This is a genomic window from Rheinheimera sp. MMS21-TC3 (assembly GCF_032229285.1).
GTDB lineage: Bacteria > Pseudomonadota > Gammaproteobacteria > Enterobacterales > Alteromonadaceae > Alishewanella.
The window spans coordinates 255,561-274,575 of sequence record NZ_CP135084.1 but is presented as its reverse complement, the minus strand read 5'-3'; the positions used below and the strand labels follow the sequence as shown (position 1 = coordinate 274,575).

The 19,015-nt window shown below is 40.2% G+C and carries 20 protein-coding genes; 16 read left to right on the top strand and 4 right to left on the bottom strand.

Annotated elements, in window-relative coordinates:
• Positions 1–78: 78 nt before the first annotated feature.
• From RDV63_RS01515 to RDV63_RS01505, 3 genes are all read right to left on the bottom strand, one after another.
• Complete coding sequence (locus RDV63_RS01515; protein ID WP_313907760.1) at positions 79–570, bottom strand: YbhB/YbcL family Raf kinase inhibitor-like protein; 492 nt, start codon at positions 568–570, stop codon at positions 79–81.
• A gap of 23 nt (positions 571–593) precedes the next feature.
• Positions 594–1,016 carry a thioredoxin TrxC gene (gene trxC / locus RDV63_RS01510; protein WP_313907759.1) on the bottom strand — a complete coding sequence of 141 codons (423 nt, stop codon included), beginning with the start codon at positions 1,014–1,016 and terminating at the stop codon, positions 594–596.
• A gap of 195 nt (positions 1,017–1,211) precedes the next feature.
• Entirely contained in the window at positions 1,212–2,981 is a 1,770-nt protein-coding gene (locus tag RDV63_RS01505; protein WP_313907758.1) for a DEAD/DEAH box helicase, read from the bottom strand.
• A 163-nt stretch (positions 2,982–3,144) separates the two neighbouring features.
• Between RDV63_RS01505 and mioC the strand changes: the two genes are divergently transcribed.
• The 15 genes from mioC (at position 3,145) to glmU (ending at position 16,998) form a co-directional block, all read left to right on the top strand.
• Positions 3,145–3,585 carry an FMN-binding protein MioC gene (gene mioC, locus RDV63_RS01500; protein WP_313907757.1) on the top strand — a complete coding sequence of 147 codons (441 nt, stop codon included), beginning with the start codon at positions 3,145–3,147 and terminating at the stop codon, positions 3,583–3,585.
• Positions 3,586–4,129: 544 nt separating this feature from the next.
• Positions 4,130–6,019, top strand: coding sequence for a tRNA uridine-5-carboxymethylaminomethyl(34) synthesis enzyme MnmG (gene mnmG, locus RDV63_RS01495; protein ID WP_313907756.1), 1,890 nt, complete (start codon positions 4,130–4,132; stop codon positions 6,017–6,019).
• 36 nt (positions 6,020–6,055) lie between these two features.
• Entirely contained in the window at positions 6,056–6,673 is a 618-nt protein-coding gene (gene rsmG / locus RDV63_RS01490; protein ID WP_313907755.1) for a 16S rRNA (guanine(527)-N(7))-methyltransferase RsmG, read from the top strand.
• A gap of 28 nt (positions 6,674–6,701) precedes the next feature.
• The gene (locus tag RDV63_RS01485; protein WP_313907754.1) at positions 6,702–7,490 is read left to right on the top strand and encodes a ParA family protein; all 789 of its coding nucleotides are present in this window, start codon (positions 6,702–6,704) and stop codon (positions 7,488–7,490) included.
• 31 nt (positions 7,491–7,521) lie between these two features.
• The gene (locus RDV63_RS01480) at positions 7,522–8,397 is read left to right on the top strand and encodes a ParB/RepB/Spo0J family partition protein (RefSeq protein ID WP_313907753.1); all 876 of its coding nucleotides are present in this window, start codon (positions 7,522–7,524) and stop codon (positions 8,395–8,397) included.
• A 132-nt stretch (positions 8,398–8,529) separates the two neighbouring features.
• Positions 8,530–8,910: an ATP synthase subunit I gene (locus RDV63_RS01475; protein WP_313907752.1), complete on the top strand. Its 381-nt coding sequence runs from the start codon at positions 8,530–8,532 to the stop codon at positions 8,908–8,910.
• 14 nt (positions 8,911–8,924) lie between these two features.
• The gene (gene atpB / locus RDV63_RS01470) at positions 8,925–9,785 is read left to right on the top strand and encodes a F0F1 ATP synthase subunit A (protein WP_313907751.1); all 861 of its coding nucleotides are present in this window, start codon (positions 8,925–8,927) and stop codon (positions 9,783–9,785) included.
• Positions 9,786–9,849: 64 nt separating this feature from the next.
• A complete protein-coding gene (gene atpE, locus RDV63_RS01465; protein WP_313910375.1) occupies positions 9,850–10,077 on the top strand; it encodes a F0F1 ATP synthase subunit C in 228 nt (75 codons plus the stop codon).
• Positions 10,078–10,125: 48 nt separating this feature from the next.
• A complete protein-coding gene (gene atpF / locus RDV63_RS01460) occupies positions 10,126–10,596 on the top strand; it encodes a F0F1 ATP synthase subunit B (RefSeq protein WP_313907750.1) in 471 nt (156 codons plus the stop codon).
• Between the two features lie 12 nt (positions 10,597–10,608).
• Positions 10,609–11,142, top strand: a complete 534-nt coding sequence (gene atpH / locus RDV63_RS01455; RefSeq protein ID WP_313907749.1) for a F0F1 ATP synthase subunit delta — start codon at positions 10,609–10,611, stop codon at positions 11,140–11,142.
• A gap of 14 nt (positions 11,143–11,156) precedes the next feature.
• Positions 11,157–12,698: a F0F1 ATP synthase subunit alpha gene (gene atpA / locus RDV63_RS01450; protein ID WP_313907748.1), complete on the top strand. Its 1,542-nt coding sequence runs from the start codon at positions 11,157–11,159 to the stop codon at positions 12,696–12,698.
• A 53-nt stretch (positions 12,699–12,751) separates the two neighbouring features.
• Complete coding sequence (gene atpG, locus RDV63_RS01445; RefSeq protein ID WP_313907747.1) at positions 12,752–13,615, top strand: F0F1 ATP synthase subunit gamma; 864 nt, start codon at positions 12,752–12,754, stop codon at positions 13,613–13,615.
• Between the two features lie 33 nt (positions 13,616–13,648).
• A complete protein-coding gene (atpD, locus tag RDV63_RS01440) occupies positions 13,649–15,034 on the top strand; it encodes a F0F1 ATP synthase subunit beta (protein WP_313907746.1) in 1,386 nt (461 codons plus the stop codon).
• 21 nt (positions 15,035–15,055) lie between these two features.
• Complete coding sequence (locus RDV63_RS01435; RefSeq protein WP_313907745.1) at positions 15,056–15,475, top strand: F0F1 ATP synthase subunit epsilon; 420 nt, start codon at positions 15,056–15,058, stop codon at positions 15,473–15,475.
• A 158-nt stretch (positions 15,476–15,633) separates the two neighbouring features.
• A complete protein-coding gene (gene glmU / locus RDV63_RS01430; protein ID WP_313907744.1) occupies positions 15,634–16,998 on the top strand; it encodes a bifunctional UDP-N-acetylglucosamine diphosphorylase/glucosamine-1-phosphate N-acetyltransferase GlmU in 1,365 nt (454 codons plus the stop codon).
• Between the two features lie 66 nt (positions 16,999–17,064).
• Here the strand turns inward: glmU and RDV63_RS01425 are convergent, their stop codons facing one another.
• Positions 17,065–18,198, bottom strand: coding sequence for a dicarboxylate/amino acid:cation symporter (locus RDV63_RS01425; protein ID WP_313907743.1), 1,134 nt, complete (start codon positions 18,196–18,198; stop codon positions 17,065–17,067).
• 207 nt (positions 18,199–18,405) lie between these two features.
• On the opposite strand from RDV63_RS01425, the gene RDV63_RS01420 reads away from it, so the two are divergent.
• Positions 18,406–18,963: a DUF1439 domain-containing protein gene (locus tag RDV63_RS01420; protein ID WP_313907742.1), complete on the top strand. Its 558-nt coding sequence runs from the start codon at positions 18,406–18,408 to the stop codon at positions 18,961–18,963.
• Positions 18,964–19,015 lie beyond the last annotated feature (52 nt).

Below are 19,015 nucleotides of genomic sequence, written 5' to 3'. Positions count from 1 at the left end.
TGCCTGAATCGAGCCCCCAGGGATGGGTTTACGGCGCGTTAGCGTGAGCAAGCCGGTTTGTTTGAACAGCAAGCCTAACTAACGAGCATAAGTAGCTGTTAACGTCACCTTAGCTAACGACATAGCATTGAGCATAAAGCTAACAACTGCGGCGCTGGCATCATCAGCGGCCGGCAAGGTTTCTTCCGGTAAGGCCCAAACAGTAAACTGGTAACGGTGCATACCATGGCCTTCAGGCGGACAAGCCCCACCGAAATCTTTACTGCCATAATCATTAGCAAAACTACGACAACCTGGCGGTAAACTGCCCTTACCTGCACCTTTAGCTAAACCTGTTGCAGAAGCCGGAATATCAGTAACTAACCAATGCCAAAAACCCGAGCTAGTTGGCGCATCAGGGTCAAACACAGTAACAGCAAAACTTTTTGTACCCTCAGGGGCATTATGCCAAGTTAGCTCTGGTGAAATATTGCTACCGCTGCAACCAAAACCATCAAACTCTTGCTCTTTAGCCATAAAGTGGCCTTCTTTCAGATTAGGGCTAGTAAGACTAAATTTAGAATTGCTCATTATTATCCTCAAATTATCTAGGTTTACTTATGGCTAGATAGCCATTGTAAAAAGGCTGACTTTGGAAATGCACCCGCTTGCTGCGCTATTATTTTACCTTGCTTAAAGATCATCAAAGTAGGAATAGAGCGAATATTAAACTGCGCAGCTAATTGCTGCTGTTGCTCGGTATTAATTTTACCAAAGCGAAATTGTGGCTCTAATTCTTGTGCAACTTGATCAAAAATAGGCGCAAAATTCTTACAGGGGCCACACCAGCTAGCCCAAAAGTCTACCACTAAAGGTAAATCTGATTTATTGGCATGGGCGGCAAAATTTGATGCGGTTAATTCAATGGGTTTTCCTGTAAATAACCCTGACTTACATTTACCACAAACCGGAGCTTGTAATAGCCGCTCATCAGGCACACGATTCAATGAATGACAACTAGAGCAGGCAATAATCATAAATACCTCATGAAAAAACTGTGATTTATAATATCTTAATCAAATTTAGCATAAATAGAATAGGTTAATATTTTACAATTAAACTTGTAAGCAAAGGCTCACTTACCCCAAAAGACTTATAATAAGATAAAAAACCAAAATTTAGTTAAAAATAAAGCCCCTAGATAGGAGCTTTATTTGAGCTATAAATCGCTATTAATCGCGAGGTTTACGCGGTGCACGAGGTGCAGCACCTGGCCGTGGACCAGAGTTGCTAGGGCGACGATCATTACTAGGCGCACTAGCAGCACTGTTGTTATCTACGCTGATATTTAGTTTTTGCTTGCGTACATAAACCTTTTTCAAGTGCTGAAATACTTCTGTAGGTATATTTGCTGGTAATTCAACGGTACTAAATTGATCAAATAATTTAATATTACCAATAAACTGGCTATCAATACTGGCTTCATTAGCTATAGCACCAACAATATCACCAGCACGAACACCATGCTCTTTACCTACTTCTATGCGATAGGTATTAAAATCACCTTTCATTTCACGACGTTGGCGCGGCCCACGATCTGGACGCTCACCTCTATCCCGTGAACGATCATTACGACCACGTGAATCGCGCTCAGCACGGGCATGCGGTTCACGTAACTCAGGGAATTTATTTGCTACATTTAAAGGTTGCTCTTTTTGAGCTAAAAATAACAAAGCAGCCGCTAAATCAATATCAGTAGTATCAATTTGTTCACGCCACTCATTAATTAAGCCTTGGAAAAAACTTAAATCCTGATTTTCTACAGTTTTTGCTAGTTGAGCGCGGAATGATTTAATCCGACGCTGTTCAATAATCTGACCTGTAGGTAACGACATTTGCTCTATTGGTTGCTTAGTAGCATGCTCAATAGTGCGCAATAAACGACGCTCACGAGGTGATACAAACAATACTGCTTTACCTTCACGACCAGCACGGCCAGTACGACCAATACGGTGTACATAAGCTTCACTATCATAAGGTATATCGTAGTTTACAACTAAACTAATACGCTCAACGTCTAAACCACGAGCAGCTACATCGGTAGCAACTATTATATCAATCTGATTATTTTTTAGACGACGAATAGTTTGTTCTCTATTCACTTGATTCATATCACCATTTAAACAAGATACTGCATAACCACGAGCACCCAGTTTTTCAGCAATTTCTTCAGTCGCACTCTTAGTGCGAACAAATATAATGCTAGCATCATATTCTTCGCCTTCTAATAAACGAGTTAAAGCATCTAGCTTTTGGTTAGCATCTAACATTACATAGCGCTGCGAAATTCGCTCAACGGTACTGGTTTTAGAAGCTATTTTAATTTCTTCTGCATTTTTTAAATGTTTTTGAGCAATAGCCCGTATTTGCGATGGCATGGTTGCTGAAAACATAGCTACCTGACGACCAGCTGGCGTAGCATCCATAATAGTTTGCACGTCATCAATAAAGCCCATACGTAACATTTCGTCAGCTTCATCTAATACAATAGCGCGTAGTTTATCTAATTTAAGCGTACCGCGGTCAAGGTGATCAAGAATACGGCCTGGCGTACCAACAATTACTTGCGAACCGCGCTTAAGTGATTTAAGTTGGTTAGTATAACTTTGACCACCATATAATGGTAAAACATGAAAAGCTGGCATATAACGCGCGTAAGCTTGGAAAGCTTCGGCAACTTGAATAGCTAATTCACGTGTAGGTGCTAATACTAAAATTTGTGGATCATTTTGACTCGGATCTAACCGAGCTAATAATGGCAAAGCAAAGGCACCTGTTTTACCAGTACCAGTTTGAGCTTGGCCTAACACATCTTCCCCAGCTAAAAGTTTTGGGATTGCAGCCGCTTGAATTGGCGACGGAGTTTCATAACCCAATTCAGTTACAGCTCGAATTAGCGGCTCTGGTAACTTTAGTTGGGCAAAAGACATAGAGTCTGACATACGTTGATTAAACCTCAATAACACGCAGGCATTGTAATAGTGCTATATGTTGCTTTTACTTAGCCTGCAGAGCAGTAAAAACACGTAAACCAGATCAATAAATTTTATTGGCCGATTTTATTCCAATAGTATAGCCGAACATTTTGACGACAAGAGAAATATCATGATAGACATCCTCGTTGGCAGCCAAATGGGCGCAGCGGAATATGTGGCAGAACAAGTTGCTGAAACACTGGTACAAGCGGGTTATGACGTACATCTACATCTAAAACCCGAATTGGATCATTTAAACAGGTACAATACCTGGTTAATTATCACATCCACCTATGGCGCAGGAGATCTGCCTGATAATATTCAACCCTTTGCGGATCAATTAGCACAAGATCGGGCTGATCTTAACACACTTTTCTTTGCCGTGATCACTTTAGGTGACTCTAGTTATGATACTTTTTGCTTATCTGGTCAATATTTAAGCAAATTATTAGCTAATAAAGGTGCTCAGCAACTATTAACTAACTTAGAGATAGATGCCCAACAACCAAAATTACCCGAAGAATATGCCTTAAGCTGGCTACAAAAATTCATTAACGCATTACATAAATAAAAACTTAAATTAGCACTAATCCTAGCCAATAAATTAAATTTTCCTCACCAAATAAGTCAAAATAACTGAAAATACTAGCCTATTTAATAACCTAAATATTCAAATTATAGCTCACTAAAACGAAATAAATCCGCTGTAAATAGCAAGATCTAGCTTAAATACTTATCCACAAAACAATAATAAAGATTAATTCTTATTGTATAACTCTGGGTGTAACTAGTGTTTAAGCTGTATTTATCCTATTTATAAAAAATATATTTCTAATGGCTGTGGATAAGTGGCTTTATTATACACTGCTTCTGTACACCTAGATCCCCTCTTGATCACAGGATCTTATCCAATCTAAGTTATTGATCCTTTATCAGAAGATCCCCTTATGCACCAAAAACTGCTTGCTTAATAGTAATAGTAGTAAAAAGATCTCTTAAAAGATCTTATATTATTTAAAGATCACCTTTTCAGATCATTATTCCACTTCAGCCAAGATCACGGTACAATAGCCTGCTAAATATCCAATCGTTTTTAAATTAATCCTGAGGCTAATATGCTCTACCATGAAATTTTTGATGTCATTGTTGTTGGTGGTGGCCATGCAGGCACTGAAGCAGCATTAGCTTCTGCACGAATGGGATTAAATACATTACTACTAACCCATAATCTAGAAACTTTAGGACAAATGTCCTGTAACCCAGCTATTGGTGGCATTGGCAAAGGTCATCTAGTAAAAGAAATAGATGCATTAGGTGGCGCTATGGCTATAGCTGCCGACAAAGGCGGTATCCAATTTAGAACACTAAATGCATCAAAAGGCCCAGCGGTAAGAGCCACTAGAGCTCAAGCTGATAGACAATTGTATCGGCAAGCTGTACGGCAAATACTTGAAAATCAACCTAATCTTCGTATATTTCAACAATCTTGTGATGATTTAGTTGTAGAAAACGATCAAGTCACCGGTGTTGTTACTCAAATGGGTTTAACTTTTAAAGCAAAATCAGTAGTGTTAACGGTAGGTACTTTTTTAGGTGGTCAAATTCATATTGGTCTGCAAAGTAGTTCAGGCGGTAGAGCAGGTGATCCACCATCCATAGCTTTAGCTAAACGTTTAAGAGAATTACCTTTTAGAGTTGATCGCTTAAAAACAGGTACACCACCTAGAATAGATGCTAGAACTATTGATTTTACTAAAATGCAGCAACAACCAGGTGATAATCCTACGCCAGTATTTTCATTTTTAGGCACACAAAAAGATCACCCTACTCAGATCCCGTGTTATATCACTTACACTAATGAAAAAACCCATCAAGCCATACGTGATAATTTACATAGATCACCCATGTATTCAGGCGTTATTGAAGGTATAGGCCCTCGCTATTGCCCTTCAATTGAAGATAAGATCACACGCTTTGCTGATAAAGATAAACACCAGATCTTTATAGAACCAGAAGGCTTAACTACCCATGAAGTTTATCCAAATGGCATATCAACCAGTTTACCTTTTGACGTTCAATTAGAAATTGTCCGTTCTATTACAGGTATGGAAAATGCCCATATCACCCGACCTGGCTATGCTATTGAATACGATTACTTTGATCCTAGAGATTTAAAAAGCAGTTTAGAAACTAAATTTATTAAAGGCTTATTTTTTGCAGGTCAGATAAACGGCACTACCGGATACGAAGAAGCTGGTGCCCAAGGCTTGTTAGCAGGATTAAATGCTGGTTTATTTGCTCAAGAAAAAGATAGTTGGTCACCAAGACGAGATAATGCCTATATAGGCGTTTTAGTTGATGATCTTATTACAATGGGTACAAAAGAACCCTACCGTATGTTTACAAGCCGTGCTGAATATCGCTTAATGCTACGCGAAGATAATGCTGATGCAAGATTAACAGAAAAAGGCCGCGAATTAGGCTTAGTAGACGATGTTCGTTGGGCAGCTTTTAACCATAAAATGGAACAAATAGCTCAAGAGCGGCAACGACTAAAACAAAGTTGGGTTCATCCAAAACATGCTGCTTTAGCAAAAATTAATGCTTTAGTTAAAACACCTTTAAGCAAAGAAGCCAGTTTAGAAGAGTTAGTTCGTCGTCCTGAAATTAATTATGCTGACTTAATGCAAATAACAGATATAGGCCCTGGTTTAACAGATCCAATTGCAGCTGAACAAGTTGAAATTCAAATAAAATATGAAGGCTATATTTCACGGCAACAAGATGAAATAAATAAACAACAACGTAATGAAAATTCATTACTACCAAATAACTTTGATTATCAATCAGTTAAAGGTTTATCAAACGAAGTTATAGCTAAGCTCAATCAAACTCAACCAGAAACAGTAGGTCAAGCTTCACGGATCTCAGGTGTAACACCAGCGGCAATTTCTTTACTATTGGTGTACTTAAAAAAACAAGGTTTATTGCGTAAATCGGCTTAACTAAAACTAACTTTACGTAAATTAAATAGGTTTATTATGATTTCTCAGCTACGTAAATTAGTATCTGAAACGACATTAACGCTATCCGATCATCAATTAGCGCAATGTATTGCTTATATAGAATTATTACACAAATGGAATAGTACCTATAACCTAACATCAATACGTGACCCTAATGAAATGCTAATTAAACATGTTATGGATAGTTTAGTAATTGCACCGCATTTAATAGGTAATCATTTTATAGATGTTGGTACAGGACCAGGCTTACCAGGCGTTTTATTAGCTATTTATTATCCTGAAAAAAGTTTTACCTTATTAGACAGCTTAGGTAAAAGGATCCGGTTTTTAAACCAAGTAAAATTACAGCTTGGCTTAAGCAATATTCAACCCGTACAAAGCCGAGTAGAATTACATCAGCCCGAACATGGTTATGATGGTGTTATTAGCCGCGCTTTTGCCTCTATTAATGATATGCTTAGCTGGTGTAAGCATTTACCTAATAAAAAAGGCGCATTTTTTGCCATGAAAGGTGCTGCTGTACAAGAAGAAATTGCAGCTTTGCCTAATTTTGTTAAAGTAGTGGCAATAAAAAGTTTAACAGTGCCACAGTTGCACGCTGAACGACATTTAGTAATACTAACTCACAGCTAATATTTAACTTTACTCTAGAGGACAACTTGTGGCCAAAGTGATAGCAATAGCTAACCAGAAAGGTGGTGTTGGTAAAACAACAACAGCAATCAATCTGGCTGCATCACTGGCGGCAACTAAACGAAAAGTATTGTTAATTGATCTTGACCCGCAAGGTAATGCCACTATGGGCAGCGGTGTAGATAAATACCAAGTAGAAGCAACAGCTTATGAGTTACTAGTAGATGAAAAACCACTTTCAGAAGTAGTAATTAAAGAAACATCAGGTGGTTATCATTTAATTGCCGCTAACTCAGATGTAACCGCTGCTGAAGTTCGTCTTATGGATGTTTTTGCTCGTGAACTGCGTTTACGCAATGCTTTAAAAGATTATCGCAATAGCTATGACTTTATTTTTATCGACTGTCCCCCTTCATTAAACATGTTAACTGTCAATGCAATGGCAGCAGCTGATACTGTCTTAGTTCCCATGCAATGTGAATATTTTGCTCTAGAAGGGTTAACAGCCCTAGTTGATACCATTAATAAATTAGCTGCAGTGGTAAATGAGGATCTTAAAATTGAAGGTATTTTAAGAACCATGTACGATCCACGAAATCGCTTAGCTAATGACGTATCGGAACAATTAAAACAGCATTTTGGTGATAAAGTTTATCGTGCTGTTATCCCACGTAATGTGCGATTAGCAGAAGCGCCTAGTTTTGGTACTCCTGTAATGTATTACGATAAAAACTCAACAGGTGCGAAAGCTTATCTGGCACTAGCAGGTGAAATTTTACGCCGGGCAGATAAAAAGCAGTTAACCTCATTACCTTAAAAGGTAAAGCAATAAATGGAATCTAATTAGAATGTCAGCAAAAAAGCGTGGTTTAGGACGTGGTTTAGATGCGTTATTAACATCAAACAAAACATCTGCAGGTCAAAAACAACAAGCTGAAACCAGTAAACTGCATACTTTACCTGTTGAATTCTTATCACGCGGTAAATATCAACCGCGTAAAGATATGTCACAAGAAGCATTAGAAGACTTAGCTAGTTCTATTCGCGCTCAAGGTGTTATTCAACCTATTATTGTTCGACCTATAGCTAAAGATAGATATGAAATTATTGCCGGCGAACGTCGTTGGCGAGCCGCGCAACTTGCTCAACTAGCAGAAGTACCTTGTATTATTAAAGATGTGCCAGATGAAGCCGCTGTTGCTATTGCTTTAATCGAAAATATTCAACGTGAAGATCTTAATGCTATGGAAGAAGCTATAGCATTAGATCGCTTATTAACCGAATTTAGCTTAACCCACCAACAAGTTGCTGATGCTGTAGGCAAATCTAGAACCTCAGTAACTAATCTATTGCGCTTAAATCAATTAAATGATGATGTAAAATTATTACTAGAACATGGCGATATTGAAATGGGCCATGCCAGAGCTTTATTAGCTTTAATAGACGAACAACAAAGTGATGCTGCGCGTTTAGTAGCAGCTAAACAATTAACTGTACGTGAAACAGAAAATTTAGTTCGTCGTATATTAGAACCAAAAGCTAAAGCAGCAGATAAGCCACGTGATGCCGATGTTATTGCTTTAGAGCAACGTTTAAGTGAACGCTTTGCTGCGCCTGTACAAGTTTTATACAATAAAAAAGGCAAAGGAAATCTAGTTATTAGCTATAGCAGCTTAGACGAGTTAGATGGCATTATTAATAAGTTAGAATTAGAACAAGAATAATCGTTATTTTTTGTTTCTATATTATAGAACTTAGCGCCTAATACCGCTTTTAGTTGCAAATTAAGACTAAATAAGTATACTTGCGCCAGTTTTTTTATTCCCCCTACCAGGGTAATTTAAGGGGGCTAAATAATGTCTGAGCAAAGCGCTAAAGCGGCACGAAAATCAGCTTATTTGTTGATACTAGGCCAAGTAGTAATAGCTAGCATTATTGCATTAGTATTCTTTTTAGCTAGTGATGCATTTACAGCTAAATCAGCGTTTAAAGGTGGTTTAGTAGCAGTTATACCAAATTTAGTGTTTGCGTTTTTTGCTTTTCGTTTTAGTGCCGCAGAAAACCCAAACTTAGTAGTGATGGCATTTATGCGGGGCCAGTCACTCAAGTTAATTTTATCCGCTGTGTTGTTAGCTTTAGTATTTTCACAGCAAGAACTGGTTTATGGCGCATTTTTAACCGGTTTTATGCTAACGCTAATAGCACAATGGACAGCACCAGTTTTTTTTAAACATTAACAATGGGATGAAACATGGCTGCAGGTGAAGAGTTAACCCTCTCTAGTCATATTCAGCACCACCTTACTAACGCAAAAATGTGTTCTGTCGATGGCAGTATCGCATTTAACAAAGCGTGTAGTGAAGTTGGCTTCTGGACATGGCATATCGATACATTAATGTACTCTATTCTTTTAGGCGTACTATTTTTATGGATCTTCCGTAGTGTAGCTAAAAAAGCAACCACGGGCGTTCCTGGAAAACTACAATGTTTTGTAGAAATGATAGTAGGCTTTGTCGGTGATAACGTAAAAGATACTTATCATGGTAAAAGCAAGTTAATAGCACCACTAGCACTGACCATCTTTGTTTGGGTGTTTTTAATGAACTTAATGGACTTAGTGCCAGTTGACTTTTTACCTTCATTTGCCGGTTTTGTTGGCGAACAAGCTATGGGCGCAGAGCCTGGTAGCGTTTACATGAAATTTGTACCTACTACAGATATTAACTTAGCCGCGGGTTTAGCCTTAGGTGTGTTTATATTGATGATCGGTTATTCAATTCGCATTAAAGGTGTAATGGGCTTTATTAAAGAATTAACATTACACCCTTTTAATACTAAAAACTTACCGTTACAAATTGCTCTAATTCCATTCAACCTATTGCTAGAAACAATAGCTTTGTTTGCGAAGCCATTTTCACTTGCATTACGTCTATTTGGTAACTTATACGCAGGTGAAATGATCTTTATCTTGATTGGTGCAGTAGGTTTAGCGCAGTTACCACTGCACTTCCCTTGGGCGGTATTCCATATCTTAGTTATTACCTTACAAGCATTTGTATTTATGATGCTAACGATTGTGTATCTAAGTATGGCCAGTTCAGATAATCACTAATTTTTTTAAACTTTAACTTTAACTATTGAAATATCGGAGAAAAAAAATGGAAGCAATCTTATCAATGCCTGAAGCTATCAAGTTAATCGCAGTTGCGTTATTAATCGGTTTCGGTGCAATCGGTACAGCATTAGGTTTTGGTAACATGGGTGGTAAGTTTTTAGAAGCTTGTGCACGTCAGCCAGAATTAGCCCCTTCATTACAAGTTAAAATGTTTATCTTAGCTGGTCTTATCGATGCGGTAGCGATGATCGGTGTAGGTATTGCTATGTACATGTTGTTCGCAATGTAATTGAAGTTTGTGTTAATCCGAACAACTGTTAACTAAGGAGGAGCGGTCGTGACCTTAAACGCCACTCTGTTAGGCGAATTAATCGCATTTGCGGTGTTCGTGCTGTTTTGTATGAAATTTGTATGGCCGCCTTTGATGAATGCCATCGAAGCGCGCCAAAGTAAAATTGCTGATGGTTTAGCGGCAACTGATCGCGCTGAAAAAAGCTTGGCATTAGCCCAAGATAAAGCTAGCGAACAATTGAAAGATGCTAAAGCTCAAGCGGCAGAGATTATTGATCAAGCGAAAAAACGCGAAGCGAAAATGATTGAAGAGGCCGTGCATAAAGCAAATGCAGAACGTGAAACTATCTTGGCGCAAGCCAATGCAGAAATTGCTGCTGAACGTAATCGTTTACGTGAAGATATGCGCAAACAAGTTGCTGCTTTAGCAGTTGCTGGCGCAGAAAAAATTCTGCAACGTTCTATTGATGAAGCTGCTCACAGCGACATTTTGGATAAATTGGTTCAAGAACTGTAATGAGGAAGAGCTATGTCTGATTTGACAAATATCGCTCGTCCTTACGCCAAAGCTGCGTTCGATTTTGCTGTAGAGCAAAATGCGTTACCAGCTTGGCTACAGATGTTGACCTTTGCTGCAGAAATAGCAAAAAACGACCAGGTTAGCGATTATTTAAACGCTAACGGTACTGCTGAAAAGCAAGCTGGTTTGTTTATTCATGTATGTGGTGAGCAACTCAACGAGCACGGTCATAACTTCATTAAAGTGATGGCAGAAAATCATCGCTTGTTGGCGTTGCCTGAAGTGCTAACTTCTTTTGCTAAGTTAAAAGCTGAGTATGAAAAAGAAATCGACGTTACTGTGGTTTCAGCTACTGAGTTGGATACAGCACAAAAAGATAAGTTAGCTGCAGCATTAACGCAACGTTTAGCACGCAAAGTTAAATTGAACTGTAGCGTCGATCCTGCGGTAGTTAGCGGTTTGCTAATTAAAGCAGGTGACATGGTTATTGATGGCTCGGTCCGCGGCAAGCTGGATCGTTTAGCAACTGCGCTGCAGTCGTAATTGGGGAACAGAGAATGCAACTGAATTCCACTGAAATATCAGAACTGATCAAGAGTCGTATCGCTCAGTTCGAAGTGGTCAGTGAAGCTCGTAACGAAGGTACTATCGTACAGGTAACTGACGGTATTATTCGTATCAATGGTCTTGCTGATTGTATGCAAGGCGAAATGATTGAGCTTCCTGGTAATCGCTACGCTATCGCACTGAACTTAGAACGTAATTCAGTAGGTGCTGTAGTTATGGGTCCGTATGCGGACTTAACTGAAGGCACAAAAGTAAAAAGTACTGGCCGTATCTTAGAAGTACCGGTTGGTCCACAGTTACTAGGTCGTGTTGTAAATACTTTAGGTGCGCCTATCGATGGTAAAGGTCCAATTGACGCTGCAGGTTTTGAACCAGTAGAAAAAATTGCTCCTGGCGTTATCGAACGTCAATCGGTAGATCAACCAATGCAAACAGGTTATAAATCTGTAGATGCGATGATCCCAATTGGTCGTGGTCAGCGTGAATTGTTAATCGGTGACCGTCAAACCGGTAAAACTGCTTTAGCTATTGATGCCATCATCAACCAAAAAGGTACTGGCGTTAAATGTGTATACGTAGCAATTGGCCAAAAAGCCTCTACTATTGCTAACGTAGTACGCAAATTAGAAGAGCATGATGCATTAGCCCACACTATCGTTGTGGTAGCTTCAGCATCAGAAGCAGCTGCACTTCAGTACTTAGCACCTTACTCAGGTTGTACTATGGGTGAATACTTCCGTGACCGCGGTGAAGATTCGTTAATAGTTTATGATGACTTGTCTAAGCAAGCAGTTGCTTATCGTCAAATCTCATTACTATTACGTCGTCCACCAGGCCGTGAAGCTTACCCAGGTGACGTTTTCTATTTACACTCTCGCTTACTTGAGCGTGCATCACGTGTAAATGCTGACTATGTTGAAAAATACACTAACGGTGAAGTTAAAGGTAAAACAGGTTCATTAACCGCATTACCAATTATCGAAACTCAAGCCGGTGACGTTTCAGCTTTCGTACCAACTAACGTAATCTCAATTACCGATGGTCAGATCTTCTTAGAAACTGACTTATTTAACGCGGGTATTCGCCCAGCGGTTAACGCCGGTATTTCAGTATCGCGGGTTGGTGGTGCAGCACAAACTAAGATCATCAAAAAACTAGGTGGTGGTATTCGTCTTGCGTTAGCGCAATATTCAGAACTTGCTGCGTTTGCGCAGTTTGCTTCTGACTTAGACGAAGCAACCCGCGCCCAGTTAGAGCACGGTCAAAAGGTTACTGAACTGATGAAACAGTTACAGTACAGCCCAATGTCTGTTGCTGAAATGGGTGTATCTATTTTTGCTATCGAAAAAGGCTTTATGAAAGATATCGAAGTAGACAAAATCATTGATTTTGAAACTGCGTTAATTTCATTTATGAAAGCAGAACACGCTGAGCTGATGGCTGAAATCGATAAAACCGGTAACTACAACGACCAAATCGAGTCTACGTTCAAAGCCGCTATTGAGAAATTCAAGGCTACGCAGACCTGGTAAGCAATGTGGGTGGCAACGCCACCCCATTCGTTGAATGAAACGGAGATACAGTCATGGCCGGTGGTAAAGAGATAAAAAGTAAGATCGGGAGTATTAATAATACTCGCAAGATCACCAGTGCTATGGAAAAAGTTGCGGTCAGCAAAATGCGCAAAGCGCAAGACCGTGTAGCTGCAACACGCCCATACGCTGAAGGTATGCGCAAAGTGATTGGTAACGTTGCAAATGGCAGCCTTGAATATCGCCATCCGTATTTAGCGGATCGTGAAGTTAAAAAGGTTGGCTATATTGTTATTTCTACTGATCGTGGACTTTGCGGTGGCTTGAATACCAACGAGTTTAAAAAAGTTATTATTGACCTTAAAAGCTGGAAAGATAAAGGTGTAGACGCTGAATTTGCTGTTATCGGTAATAAAGCAACTACCTTTTTCCGTCGCTTTGGTGGCAAAGTAATGGCACAACAAGCGGGTTCAGGTGACGTACCACGTTTGGCTGATGTGCTCGGTTCGGTAAAAGTCATGCTGCAAGCATTTAATGAAGGCCGAATTGATCGCTTATTCTTGGTATACAACAACTTTGTTAATACCATGAAGCAAGAGCCAGTGATCGATCAACTATTACCTTTGCCAAAAGCAGACATCGCACAAAAAGAGCATAACTGGGATTACTTATACGAGCCGGATCCAAAACCTATTATTGATATGTTATTGGACCGCTTTGTTGAGTCGCAAGTTTATCAAGGTGTGGTAGAGAACTCTGCCAGTGAACACGCCGCCCGTATGGTTGCAATGAAAGCTGCAACTGATAACGCCGGTAACTTGATGGACGACCTGAAATTAGTGTACAACAAAGCACGTCAGGCCGCGATCACCCAGGAGCTTAGCGAAATTGTCGCAGGTGCGGCAGCTGTAGGCTAAGGTAAACAGTTTTGAGAAATTTGAGGAAACATCATGAGTCAAGGTAAGGTCGTCCAAATTATTGGCGCCGTTGTGGATATCGATTTTCCACAAGATGCGGTACCTGGTATCTATGACGCGTTAAACGTGACTGACGGTGATCTGGCTGGTTTAGTGCTGGAAGTACAGCAACAGTTGGGTGGCGGTACAGTTCGTACAATCGCATTAGGTACAACAGACGGTTTACGTCGCGGCGCAGCTGTGGCAAATACCGGTAAAGCAATTCAGGTTCCAGTAGGTACATCTACACTGGGCCGTATTATGAACGTATTAGGTGAGCCTATTGATGAAGCAGGCCCTATCGGTGAAGAAGAGCGTTGGTCTATCCACCGTGCGGCTCCTTCATACGAAGAGCAAGCCGCATCAAATGCGTTATTAGAAACAGGTATCAAAGTTATCGACTTAGTATGCCCGTTCGCTAAAGGTGGTAAAGTTGGTCTATTCGGTGGTGCCGGTGTAGGTAAAACCGTTAACATGATGGAACTTATCCGTAATATCGCTATCGAGCACAGCGGCTACTCAGTATTCGCCGGTGTTGGTGAGCGTACTCGTGAAGGTAACGATTTCTATCACGAAATGAAAGACTCTAACGTACTAGATAAAGTATCGTTAGTGTACGGTCAGATGAATGAGCCACCAGGAAACCGTTTACGCGTAGCGTTAACCGGCTTAACTATGGCTGAAAAATTCCGTGAAGAAGGCCGTGATGTTCTATTCTTCGTAGATAACATCTATCGTTATACCCTAGCCGGTACTGAGGTATCAGCACTATTAGGTCGTATGCCATCTGCGGTAGGTTATCAGCCTACATTGGCTGAAGAAATGGGTGCATTACAAGAGCGTATTACGTCAACTAAAACAGGTTCAATCACGTCTATTCAAGCCGTTTATGTTCCTGCGGATGACTTAACTGACCCATCACCAGCAACGACGTTCTCGCACTTAGACGCAACGGTTGTATTAAGCCGTAACATTGCTTCTTTAGGTATTTACCCTGCGATTGACCCACTGGATTCAACTTCACGTCAGTTAGATCCACAAGTTATCGGTAAAGAGCACTATGATGTTGCTCGTGGTGTACAAACCGTATTACAGCGCTACAAAGAGCTGAAAGATATTATTGCCATCTTAGGTATGGACGAATTGTCTGATGAAGACCGCACAACAGTATACCGTGCACGTAAAATTCAGCGTTTCTTATCTCAGCCTTTCTTCGTAGCTGAAGTATTTACTGGTTCACCTGGTAAATATGTTCCGTTAAAAGAGACTATCCGTGGCTTTAAAGGTATTTTGGAAGGTGAATTCGACCATATGCCAGAGCAAGCGTTTTACATGGTAGGCTCTATCGACGAAGCGATCGAAAAAGCGAAAAAGCTGTAAGTTAAGCTTTAGGAGAGCGAGATGGCGATGACAGTGCAACTAGATGTAGTAAGTGCCGAAGAAAAACTATTCTCAGGCCTTGTCGAATCAGTGCAGGTCACAGGCAGTGAGGGTGAATTAGGTATTTTACCTTTTCACGCCCCTTTTCTGACCACCCTGAAACCTGGCATGGTCCGTATCGTTAAACAGTTCGGTGAAGAACATGTAATGTATGTTGCTGGTGGCGTATTAGAAGTACAGCCAGACACTATTACAGTATTAGCCGATGTCGCGGTACGCGGCGAAGACTTAGATGAGCAAGCGGCTTTAGATGCACAAAAACGTGCTGAAGAAGCGATGCAAAATGCAGGAGCAGATTTCAATTATAATGAAGCTGCCAGCCAGTTAGCTGAAGCCGTAGCGCAATTACGGGTTATTAAGCAACTACGCGGAAAAAGATAAGTTTAGTCATATAAAAAGCCACCTTAAGGTGGCTTTTTTGTTTGTAATGCCCAAATGTTGGTAATACGAGTCAACGGTTCAGTAAAACTTCAGCCTAACGCTGTAATCTTGGTCATTATCTATTAAAATAGCCGCATATTAATTACAGGGATTCTGTTATGGCGTTAAATGTAGTGATTCTTGCTGCCGGTAAAGGTACGCGGATGAAATCTAACTTACCTAAGGTATTGCATAAAGTGGCCGAGCGGCCGATGGTACAGCATGTTATTGATACTGCTAGGGCTTTAGGTGCCGCTAAACCGCAATTGGTTTATGGTTATGGCGCTGAAGCATTAAAAGATGCCTTAGGTGAGCAGCCATTACACTGGGTACTGCAAGCAGAACAGCTGGGCACTGGCCATGCTGTAGCACAGGCCAGTGATAATATTGCTGATAATGATACTGTTTTAGTTTTGTATGGTGATGTGCCTTTAACGGAACTAGATACCTTAAAGCAATTACTTAATGCCAAACCGGCAAATGGCGTGGCTATTTTAACTGTGAAATTAGCTAACCCAACGGGGTATGGCCGAATAGTTCGTGAAAATGGCAAGGTTGTAGGCATTGTTGAGCAAAAAGATGCTAACACCGAACAACTTGCTATTAACGAGGTTAATAGTGGCATTATGGCGCTACCTGGCAAGCAGCTTAAAACTTGGTTAAGCCGGTTATCTAATAGTAATGCCCAAGGCGAATATTACTTAACCGATATTATTGCCATGGCCCATGCTGAAGGGGTTGAAATTGCAACAGCTCACCCTAGTGATGCCATGGAAGTAGAAGGCGCGAATAACCGAGTGCAATTAGCTGCTTTAGAGCGGGCTTACCAGCAGCGTAAAGCAAATGAGCTAATGTTAGCGGGTGCTAACTTACGCGATCCAGCAAGAATTGATGTTCGCGGTAGTGTTACAGTGGGCAACGACGTTATGATCGATATTAACGTTATTTTTGAAGGCAAAGTGGTGCTAGGCCAAGGCGTTACTATTGGCGCTAACTGTATTTTAAAAGATTGCGTTATTGGCGATAACACCGAAGTTAAGCCTAATTCTATGATAGATAACTCGACAGTGGGTAGCGACTGCTCAATTGGTCCTTATGCCCGGTTACGTCCAGACTCAGTCATGGAAAATGATAGTCATATTGGTAACTTTGTTGAAATGAAAAAAACCACTTTAGGCCAAGGCTCTAAAGCTAATCATTTAACATATTTAGGCGATGCGCTTGTTGGCAAGAAAGTAAATATAGGGGCTGGCACTATTACCTGCAACTATGATGGTGCAAATAAGTTTGTTACTACCATCAAAGACGGCGCCTTTATTGGCTCTAATAGCTCTTTAGTAGCACCAGTAACGGTAGGCATTAACGCAACAGTAGGTGCAGGCTCAGTGTTAAGTCGCGATGCCGCAGATGGTGAGTTAGTTGTTACACGTGCTAAACAACGGCATATTACCGACTGGCAACGGCCAGTGAAAATCAGTAAGTAAAAGAAAAAGCCCGCTAATGCGGGCTTTTTTATGGTTAGTGGGTCAATAGATAAATAATTCAGTTTATTATTTATCAACCATAACGGCAATTGCGCCATCACCGGTTACGTTACAGGCTGTACCAAAACTGTCTTGTGCCATATATAAGGCTATCATTAGCGCTACTGCGGCATCACCAAAACCTAACATAGACGCTAATAAACCAACGGCAGACATTACCGCGCCACCAGGCACACCAGGGGCGGCTAACATTACTACACCAAGCATTAAAATAAAGGGCAAAATAGTGGCGAATGAAGGCATATCTAAGCCATTTTGCATGCTAATAACGGCCATAGCACAAGTGACTATAGTGATGGTTGAACCTGATAAGTGAATGGTAGCGCATAACGGCACCGTAAAGTTGGCAACATCAGGTTTAACGCCATTTTTCTTAGTGGCTTGTAATGAAACCGGAATAGTTGCTGCACTAGACATAGTTCCTAAGGCTGTAAAATAGGCAGGTAACATGTTTTTAATTAAGGTAAAAGGAGACTTGCCAGCCTTGATTCCGGCTAGGGTATACAGAGTAATAATCCATACCCAATGCATGATTACTGCTAATAATAATACGATGCCAAAGGTTTTTAAGGTACCAAAAACACTGCCAGAAGCAGCCATTTGGGCAAATACACCAGCTATATAAACAGGTAATAATGGAATAATCACCTTTTCTAATAATAATTGAATAATATCTCGGCCTTGGTCGGATATTTTCTTTAAGTGTTCAGCTTGAGTTGCTGCTATACCTAAGCCAAAAATAAAAGCTAAAGCTAAGGCTGTCATTACGCCAAAGACTGGCGGAATATCCATCTTAATAAAAGGCTCTAAAACAGTAGTTGTTGCACTAGTTAAATCTTGTTTTGCAGTAGCAAACATAGGCACTATTAATTTGGCAACAAAATAAGCTAAAGTGCCGGCAATAATAGTAGATAAATAAGCAATGGTTAATGTTCTGCCGAGTAATTTCCCCGAGTTTCTAGGCAAAGCAGCAATACCGCTGCTGATAAAAAATAATATTAACAAAGGTATAGTGAAAAATAATAATTCACCAAATAAACCTTTAAAAGTTAATAGCAGTTGGGTTAGCCAAACAGGCGCATAAAGCCCAGCCAGTATACCCAGCACTATGCCGGCAATAAGTTTAATGATTAAAGACATGGTTTCTTCTCGTTTTATTATCAGAGTTTTCGGCAAACGAGGCCGAGCATAGCACAACTTAAATTAGCAAAGATAACTTAGCTTGGCTGGTCGCATCAGTTTTACGGTTAATAACCATATTATTCAGCTTAACGTCAGCGAAAAACATTATGCTACTGTATGCTTAAAGATAAAAGTACAAGCTGTGTTGATAAATAAGGTTAACCAATGAAAAAACTATTAATAGTATTAAGCATCCTAATGTTGGCTAGTTGTGCTCAGCTAGGTTCAATAGCCAGCTATTCTGTTTCAGAAGCAGATTTAGAGCAAATGCTAGCGCAGCAAATACCTAAGTTAAGCCATCAAGCAACTGCTGCAGGTATACCATTACGCCTACAAGTAGATAAGATGAAAGTAGACATTGGCCCAGAAAATAGTGACTTAGTTAGGCTTAATACTAGCGCTAGCGCAGTGCTGTCATTATTTGGTTTAAGTTATCCGGCGACAATGAATTTACAAGTAGAAGCCGCACCTTATTATGACGCTAAACAACAAGCAGTATTTTTGCGCTCGGTAAACTTATTAAGTTCAAGCATAGATGCCGCAGGTTATCGTGGTAATTTAAAACCAGTTAATAATGAACTACTGCAGCTAATTAATAGCTTTTTAGCTGAAAACCCAGTTTATCGTTTAGATACTACTAATCCAACTATGAAACTGTTATCGCAAGTGCCGTTAAATATGGCCGTGCAAAAAGGCAGTTTACGTTTTAGTCCAAGTAATTAATAGTAAGAAGTAGGCCAAGAAATAAAGGGGTGGCAAAACCCACCCCTAAAGT